Here is an 8,554-nt window from a genome sequence, read left to right as displayed (position 1 = left end):
CGGCATGCGCGTCATTCGCGCGGCGGCCGACCTCGAGCGCGAGGTGACGGAGGCCAAGCGCGAGGCGCGGGCTGCCTTCGGCAAGGACGAGGTCTATCTGGAAAAACTTGTCGAGCGCGCACGCCACGTCGAGGTGCAGATCCTCGGCGACACCCACGGTACCGTCGTCGATCTCTTCGAGCGCGACTGCTCCATCCAGCGGCGCAACCAGAAGGTCGTCGAGCGCGCGCCGGCCCCCTATCTCGACGAGGCGCAGCGGGCCGAGCTTTGCGGCTATGCGCGCGAGATCGCCGAGGCCACCGATTATGTCGGTGCCGGAACGGTCGAGTTCCTCATGGACGCCGATACGGGCGCCTTCTACTTCATCGAGGTCAATCCGCGCATCCAGGTCGAGCATACGGTCACCGAGGAGGTGACCGGTATCGACATCGTCAAGGCGCAGATCCACATTCTGGAAGGCGAGCGCATCGGGGAGGCGGCGTCGGGCGTGCCGGCCCAGACCGACATCAAGCTGAACGGCCACGCGCTGCAGTGCCGCATCACCACGGAGGATCCCGAACAGAACTTCATCCCCGACTACGGCCGCATCACCGCCTATCGCGGGGCGACCGGCTTCGGAATCCGGCTCGACGGCGGCACCGCCTATTCCGGTGCTGTGATCACCCGCTTCTACGACCCGCTTCTGGAAAAGGTGACCGCCTGGGCGCCGACGCCGGAGGAGGCCATCCTGCGGATGGACCGGGCCTTGCGTGAGTTCCGCATCCGCGGCGTGGCGACGAACCTCACCTTCCTTGAGGCGATCATCAGTCACCAGAGCTTTCGCGATGCCAGCTACACGACCCGCTTCATCGACGAGACGCCCGAGCTCTTCACCCAGGTCAAGCGCCAGGACCGGGCAACGAAGCTTTTGAACTATCTGGCCGACGTGACGGTGAACGGACACCCGGAGACGCGCGACCGGCCCCGGCCCAAGGCGGAGATCGCCGCACCGCGCGTACCTTATGTGGAAGGCGAGGTGCCCGAGGGCACGAAGCAGCGCTTCGACCGTCTGGGACCGGAGGACTTCGCCAAGTGGATGCGCGCGGAAAAGCGGCTCCTGGTCACCGACACGACCATGCGCGACGCGCATCAGTCGCTGCTCGCCACGCGCATGCGCACCTTCGATATCGCCCGCATCGCCGGGGTCTACGCCAAGGCGCTGCCCGAGCTCCTTTCGCTCGAATGCTGGGGCGGGGCGACCTTCGACGTGGCCATGCGGTTCTTGACCGAAGATCCGTGGGAGCGGCTGCAGCGCGTCCGCGAGGCCGCCCCCAACGTGCTCATGCAGATGCTTCTGCGCGGGGCGAACGGGGTCGGCTACACGAACTATCCGGACAATGTGGTGCAGTATTTCGTGCGCCAGGCCGCCGCCGGCGGCATCGATCTCTTCCGCGTGTTCGACTGCCTCAACTGGGTGGAGAACATGCGCGTGGCGATGGATGCCGTGCGCGCGGAGGGCAAACTGTGCGAGGCGGCCATCTGCTATACGGGCGACATGCTCGACCCGGCGCGCGCCAAGTATGACCTCAAATACTACGTCAAGCTGACGAAGGAGCTGGAAGCGGCCGGCGCGCACATCATCTCGATCAAGGATATGGGCGGGCTCCTGAAGCCGGCCGCCGCGCGCGTTCTCTTCAAGGCACTGCGCGAGGAGACGGATCTGCCGATTCATTTCCACACGCACGACACCTCGGGTATTTCGGCGGCGACGGTCCTGGCAGCCGCGGAAGCCGGCGTCGATGCGGTGGATGCGGCCATGGACGCGCTGTCGGGCAACACCTCGCAGCCTTGTCTCGGCTCGATCGTCGAGGCGCTGAAGGGCGACGAACGCGACACCGGGCTCGACATGGAATGGGTCCGCCGCATCTCCTTCTACTGGGAGGCGGTGCGCAACCAGTACGCGGCCTTCGAAAGCGATCTGAAGGGGCCGGCTTCGGAAGTCTACCTGCACGAGATGCCGGGCGGCCAGTTCACCAATCTCAAGGAGCAGGCGCGCTCGCTCGGGCTCGAGACCCGCTGGCACGACGTGGCGCGCACCTATCGCGACGTCAACATGATGTTCGGCGATATCGTCAAGGTCACGCCATCGTCCAAGGTGGTGGGTGACCTGGCGCTGATGATGGTCAGCCAGGACCTCACGGTTGCCGACGTCGAGAACCCGGACAAGGACATCGCCTTTCCCGAATCGGTCATCTCCATGTTGCACGGCGATCTCGGCCAGGCGCCGGGCGGGTGGCCGAAGGCGCTGCAGAAGAAGGTGCTCAAGGGCGAGAAGCCGATCACCGTACGTCCCGGCTCGCTGCTTGCGCCGGCGGACCTCGAGGGCGATCGCGCGGCGCTCGAAGAGAAGCTCGGCCGAGCCGTGAGCGACTTCGAATTCGCCTCGTGGCTGATGTATCCGAAGGTCTTCACCGACTTCGCCACCGCCACCGAGAGTTACGGTCCCGTGAGCGTGCTGCCGACGCCGGTCTATTTTTACGGCATGGAGCAGGAGGACGAGATCTTCGTCGATATCGAGCGCGGCAAGACGCTCGTGATCCGCTGCCTTGCGGTCGGCGAGCCGGACGAGAAGGGCATGGTGACGGTGTTCTTCGAACTCAACGGCCAGCCGCGCCGCGTCAAGGTGCCGGACCGGCTGCACGGTGCCTCCGCATTGGCCGTCCGGCGCAAGGCGGAAGCCGGAAATGCCGCGCATATCGGCGCGCCGATGCCCGGCGTCGTTTCCGCCGTCGCCGTGGCTGCCGGGCAGGAGATCAAGGCAGGTGACGTGCTGCTTTCCATCGAGGCGATGAAGATGGAGACGGCGTTGCATGCCGAGCAAGACGGCAAGGTTGCCGAGGTGTTGGTGAAAGCCGGCGATCAGATCGACGCAAAGGATCTGCTCGTGGTCCTGCAGAATGGCTGAGCTGGCACTTTGACGCGCGCTGTTTAATCGATTTAATTCCGCTTGGAACGGAAATGTTCCGGTGCGTCCGGTCCGCGTGTGTTTCCGGACAGCCTCCGCCTTGCTGCCGCTTCCGGATGAAGCGGCGGCGGGCGATTACTCGGCATAATCTCGTCTCGCTCCAAGCGCTGCCGCCGGAGCGGCGACGGTCAAATGATGGATGTTGCATGTCACGGGACGACGCACTTCAAGGCCGCTGGGCCGTAGCGACCTTCTTCTTCGTCAACGGCTTCATGGTGGGAAGCTGGGCGCCGCAGATCCCGCTTCTGGTCACCCGGTTTTCCCTGAGCGAGGCGGTGCTGGGGCTGCTCATTCTCGTCTTCGGCCTCGGGGCGGCGTCGGCGATGCCAGTTTGCGGCTATCTGATCACGCGGCTCGGCTCCCGCGCCGTGATGCGGGTCGCGGGGATTTTGTGCGCCTCGGCGCTCATGGCGGTCGCGGCGGCGCCCAATATGGCGACGCTGGTGGCGGCGCTCATCCTGTTCGGTGCGCTTCTGGGCAGCATGGACATCGCCATGAACGCCAATGCGGTGGTGGTCGAGCGGCGACTGCAGCGGGCCATCATGTCCTCCTCGCACGGCTTCTGGAGCCTCGGTGGTTTTGCCGGTGCCGGCGCGGGCGGCGTGGTGGCCGAGCAGTGGGGGCATCTGGCGCATGCGGGTGCCGTGACGGTCGTTGCGCTGGCGCTCGTGCTTTTGGCTATTCCGAAGCTGATCGTCGAAAACAGGCCGGCGCTGACCGCAGGGGGTGGCTTCAAAGGCTTCCCGCGCAGCCCGCTCATCTATCTGACCGGCGTGGTGGCACTGTTTTCGATGGTGCCCGAGGGCGCGGTTCTGGATTGGGCGGCGCTTTATCTGCGGCAGGAGATGGGCGCCAGCCTTGCCGCGGCGAGCCTCGCCTTCACCGCCTTCTCGGGCGCGATGGCCTTGATGCGCTTTCTGGGCGATGGGGTGCGCAACAGGCTGGGGGCGGTGGCGACCATGCGCCTTTCCGGCCTCGTGGCGGCCATAGGCATGCTGGGCGCCGGGCTCGCGCCGAACCCGCTCGTGGCGACCTGCGCCTTCGCGCTGACCGGGCTCGGGATCGCCAACATGGTGCCCATCGCCTTTTCCGCAGCGGGCAATCAGCCGGGCATGTCCTCTGCCGCCGGCATGAGCGTGGCGACGACGATCGGCTATTCGGGCATGCTGGCTGCGCCCTCGCTGGTGGGCTTCGTGGCCGAGCACACCGGTTTGGCTCCGATCTTTACCGGGCTCGCGGTCCTTCTTGCCATGGTGGTGCTCCTGGCCCACCTGATGCGGCCGGCCGACACGATCGCACCACAACCGGCGCCCACCTCGGACGGTTGACGCCGGCTGGCATGGAGACCGCCGGCCCGTCGGGCCGGCCGCCGCGTCATATTCTGCCCATCAATGCCAGAATGAGGATCACGACAAGGATGATCCCGATGATGCCCGACGGGCCATAGCCCCAGCCGCGTGAATAGGGCCAGGTCGGAATTGCGCCGATGAGGACGAGTATCAGAATAATTATGAGAATTGTGCCGAGCGACATTGCGTCTCCCCTCTCGATATGAGCGTAGCGAGGGGATAACGCGCACCCGGTGCAGCCGGTTCCGATGCTGCACCGGGTGGGTTCTACTCGGCGGCCCTCGGGAAGGTGGTTACGTGCTGCGTGTCCCGGTCGGCCTCTCCTTCTTTGCGCCGCCTGAAGCGCTGCAGAAAGCGGCCCAGCAGGCTGCGCCGCGCCTCACCAGCCGGCCTGGTTTCGCGCGTGAACACCATGAGCGCGGCGGGCGTGACGATCAGGGTCAAAACGGTGGCGAAGCTGAGGCCATAGACGATCGCGCCTGATAGCGAGATCCACCACTGCGTGGACGGCGCCCCGAAGGTGACCTCGTGGTCGAAGAGCTCCAGACCGAGACCGAAGGCGATAGGCAGCACGCCGAGCACGGCCGAAATCGCCGTCAGGAGCACCGGGCGCACGCGCTCGCGGCAGGTCTGGATGATCGCATCGTACTTGTTCATCCCTTCGTCGCGCAGCCGGTCATAGGTATCGATCAGCACGATGTTGTTGTTCACCACCACGCCGGCCAGCGCGATGACGCCAATGCCGGACATGACGATGCCGAAGGGCTGATTGGTGATCAGCAGGCCGAGGAAGACGCCGATCGTCGCCATCACCACGGTCATCAGCACCAGGAAGACGCTGGTGAACTTGTTGAACTGGGCGAGGAGCACCACGAAGATGAGGAAGATCGCCGCGGCGAACGCTTTCGAGAGGAAGGAGGCCGCCTCGTCGCTCTCCTCGCTGGAGCCGGCCAGCTTCCAGCGTGTGGCGCCGAAATCCATGCCTTCAAGCTCGGACGTGACCTGCTGCTGCACCTCGGCCACCTGATAGCCGCTGGCGATATTCGCGGTGACAGTGATGGTGCGCCGCGCGTCGATACGGTTCAGGATTCCGCTGCTGCGCTCCGGTTCGCGGGTGACGAAGTTGGAGATCGGCACCGGACCTTCGGCGGTCTGCACGCGAAGCTGGTCCAGGGTGGAGAGCGTGCGCCGGTCCTCCGGCAGGCGCAGGCGGATATCCACGGCGTCGTCGACGCCGGGCGGACGGTACTCGGAGAGCTTCAGGCCGTTGGTGACGAGTTGCACCACGGTACCGACCGAAACGGGACTGATGCCGTACTGGGCGGCCTTCGCGCGGTCGACCTGCACCGCCCAGTCGATGCCCGGCGGTGGGAGACCGTTGGAGATGTCGATGACGCCATCGATCTGGCCCAGCATATCGGCAACCTGCATGGCCTGCGCGTCGAGGCCGTCCGGATCGGAGGCGGAAAGCTGCACCTGGATCGGCTGTCCGGTCGGCGGGCCGGCTTCCGGCACACGCACCTCGACCTCCACGCCGGGTATGTTGGCCATCTCCGCGCGCAGGTCGTCGAGAATCTCGCTCGCCGGCTTGCGCTCGCGCCAGTCGATGAACTCGTACTGGAGAATACCGACCACATCCTCGTCGATGTCCTGACCGCCGCCACGGGTCTGTCCGATGCGGGTGTAGACCGATTCGATGCCCGGCCAGCCGATCAGCTTCTCTTCCGCCGGGCGCACCAGCCGGTCCATCTCTTCCAGCGAGAGATTGCCGCGCGCGTGCACGTACATCAGCCCGTATTCCGGCTCGACTTCGGGGAAGAACTCGACGCCGGCGCCATATTTGGAATAGGCGACCTGGACGCCGACGAGCAGTGCCACCGTCAAGAGAAGAACGGTTTTGGGATAATGGATGGCTCTCCTGACGAGGCGGATATACCACCCGTCCGGCGGCGGCTCTTCGCGCACATGCGCCTTGGCGATCAGCGCCCCCAGCGTGGGCGTGAAGATGAGCGCGTAGAGCATGGATGCCGACAGTGTGACGATCAGCGTGATCGGCAGATACTTCATGAACTCGCCGACCACGCCGGGCCAGAAGAGCAGCGGCGAGAAGGCGGCGATGCGCGTCAGGGTCGCGGCGATGACCGGCCCGGCCATGCGCTTGGCGGCGAGCTCGAAGGCCTGCGCCCGCGGCATGCCTTCCGTCATGCGCCGCTCGGCGAACTCGGTGACGATGATGGCGTCGTCCACCAGCATGCCGACCGCCAGGATCAGACTGAACAGCACGACCATGTTGACCGTGTAGCCGGCGAGCGACAGGAAATAGATGCCCATGAGGAAGGAGGCGGGCACCGCCAGGCCGATGAGCATCGAGGCCCGGCCGGAGAGCGTGTAGAGGACGATGATGAAGACCAGGATGACGGCGATCAGCACATGGTTCTGCAGATCGCTCAACATGTCCCGGATCATCACCGATTTGTCCTGGCTGAAGGTGACCTGAACGCCGCCGGGAAGGTTGTCGACGAATTCCTGCGATGCAGCCTTCACCGCATCCACCGTCTCCACCAGATTGGCGCCGACGCGCTTCTTCACCTCAATGGCGATGGCGCTGTGGCCGTCGAGCCGGGTGATGGTCTCGGCATCGGTGAAGGTGGAACGAACGGTTGCCAGATCCCGTGCCCGGATCACTGCGTCGGACGTTGCCACGATCGGCAACCCGGCCACGTCTTCGACATTCTCGATGAGCGATGGGACCTTGACCGCATAACGCCCCTCCGAGCCCTCCAGCGCGCCGGCGGCCACCAGGCTGTTGGAGCTGTTGACGGCGCTGACGAGCTGGTCGAGCTCCAGCCCGTAGGAGGACAGCTTCACCGGGTCGATGACCACCTCCACGAGCTCGTCGCGCGCGCCCTGGAGAGCACCTTCGAGAACGCCGGGTATCTCCTCGATGCGGTCGCGCAGATCCTTGGCGGCATTCGTCAGAGCGCGCTCGGGGAGATTGCCCGACAGGGTGACGACGAGGATCGGGAACTCAGAGACGTTGACCTCGTGGACCGTCGGCTCCTCCGCCGCCGAAGGCAGGTCGCGCCGCGCGTCGGAGACGTTGGCGCGCACGTCGTCGATGGCATCGGAAAAGTCGTAGCCGGCCTGGAATTCGATCAGCACGAAGCCGCCGCCCTCATAGGCGGCGGAGCGCATCTCCTTCACGCCTTCGAGGCCCTTCAGCGCCGTCTCCATGGGGCGCAGGAGCAGCCGCTCCGAATCCTCCGGCGAGATGCCCTGATAGGCGAGGCTGACATAGATGACCGGGATCGGGACGTCCGGTTCCGCCTCCTTGGGGATGCTCTGATAGGCCAGAGCACCCGCCACCACGAAAAACAGCAGGATGGAGAGCGTCAGCCGCGCGTTGCGGATGGCGATTCGGACAATATCCATCAGCCTGGGTCCCGTACGTCCTACTGGGTGGCCTTGCCCAGCACGGAGCCGGCCAGATCGTTCTCATCAGCCATCTGGACGTTCACCGTCTCGCCGTCGGTGACGAGGTCCTGACCGGCCACGATGACGCGGGTGTCGGCGGGAATGCCGGCAAGGTAGAGGGCTTGCGGCGTGTCGTCGACGATGTCGATCGGGAAGAAATCCACCTTGCCCGAGCGGTCCACGCCGCGCACGCCGAGTTCGCCGTCCTGGTTGAGCGTGACGACCGAGCGCGGCAGCGCGACGGTCTCCACCGTTTTGCCTTCGACGGCGATCTCGGCCGTCATGCCCGCGGGAACGGTGCCGTCGGGATTGGGGATGGCCACCTCGATGCGGAACGTCCTCGTCTGCGGAGAAGCGGCGCGGCTGATATGCCGAATCGTGCCGCGAAACGTCTCGCCGCTGACAAGCCGCACCTCGGCCTCGCCGCCTTTCCTGACCAGGCCGAGATCGCGCTCGCTGACCTCGCCGACGGCGAGTATGGGATCGAGCTTCAGAAGCGTGGCGATCTCCGCCCCCTGCTGGAGGCCGCTGCCTTCCTCGACGTCGATGCGGTCGACAACACCGGGGAAGGGCGCGAAGACCTTGGTGCGGTCGATGTCGGCCTCCGCGACTTCCAGCGCGGACCGGGCGCTTGCAAGCGCGGACCGGGCCGCATCGAGCTGAAGCCGCGCCATGTTGCCGCTCTCGGCGAGACGTTCGGCCGCGGCTGCTTCCGCCTCGCGCTGCG

Annotated in this window: 5 protein-coding genes; 2 read left to right on the top strand and 3 right to left on the bottom strand. The window is 65.8% G+C overall.

From position 1 onward, the window contains the following. The coding region (pyc, locus tag ACFP9U_RS21835) for a pyruvate carboxylase (protein ID WP_378624709.1) at positions 1 to 2,944 on the top strand (2,944 nt) is incomplete at its 5' end. 206 nt (positions 2,945 to 3,150) lie between these two features. Beyond that, complete coding sequence (locus ACFP9U_RS21830) at positions 3,151 to 4,332, top strand: MFS transporter (protein ID WP_378624708.1); 1,182 nt, start codon at positions 3,151 to 3,153, stop codon at positions 4,330 to 4,332. Between the two features lie 46 nt (positions 4,333 to 4,378). Here the strand turns inward: ACFP9U_RS21830 and ACFP9U_RS21825 are convergent, their stop codons facing one another. The 3 genes from ACFP9U_RS21825 to ACFP9U_RS21815 all read right to left on the bottom strand — a co-directional run. Beyond that, a complete protein-coding gene (locus tag ACFP9U_RS21825) occupies positions 4,379 to 4,537 on the bottom strand; it encodes a DUF3309 family protein (protein ID WP_378624707.1) in 159 nt (52 codons plus the stop codon). A gap of 83 nt (positions 4,538 to 4,620) precedes the next feature. Next, positions 4,621 to 7,785: an efflux RND transporter permease subunit gene (locus ACFP9U_RS21820; RefSeq protein WP_378624706.1), complete on the bottom strand. Its 3,165-nt coding sequence runs from the start codon at positions 7,783 to 7,785 to the stop codon at positions 4,621 to 4,623. A gap of 20 nt (positions 7,786 to 7,805) precedes the next feature. Then, on the bottom strand, positions 7,806 to 8,554 hold a 749-nt coding region (locus ACFP9U_RS21815; RefSeq protein WP_378624705.1), incomplete at its 5' end, for an efflux RND transporter periplasmic adaptor subunit.

The organism is Nitratireductor sp. GCM10026969, assembly GCF_042660605.1.
Taxonomy (GTDB): domain Bacteria; phylum Pseudomonadota; class Alphaproteobacteria; order Rhizobiales; family Rhizobiaceae; genus Chelativorans.
This window is presented reverse-complemented; position numbering and strand designations above follow the sequence as displayed.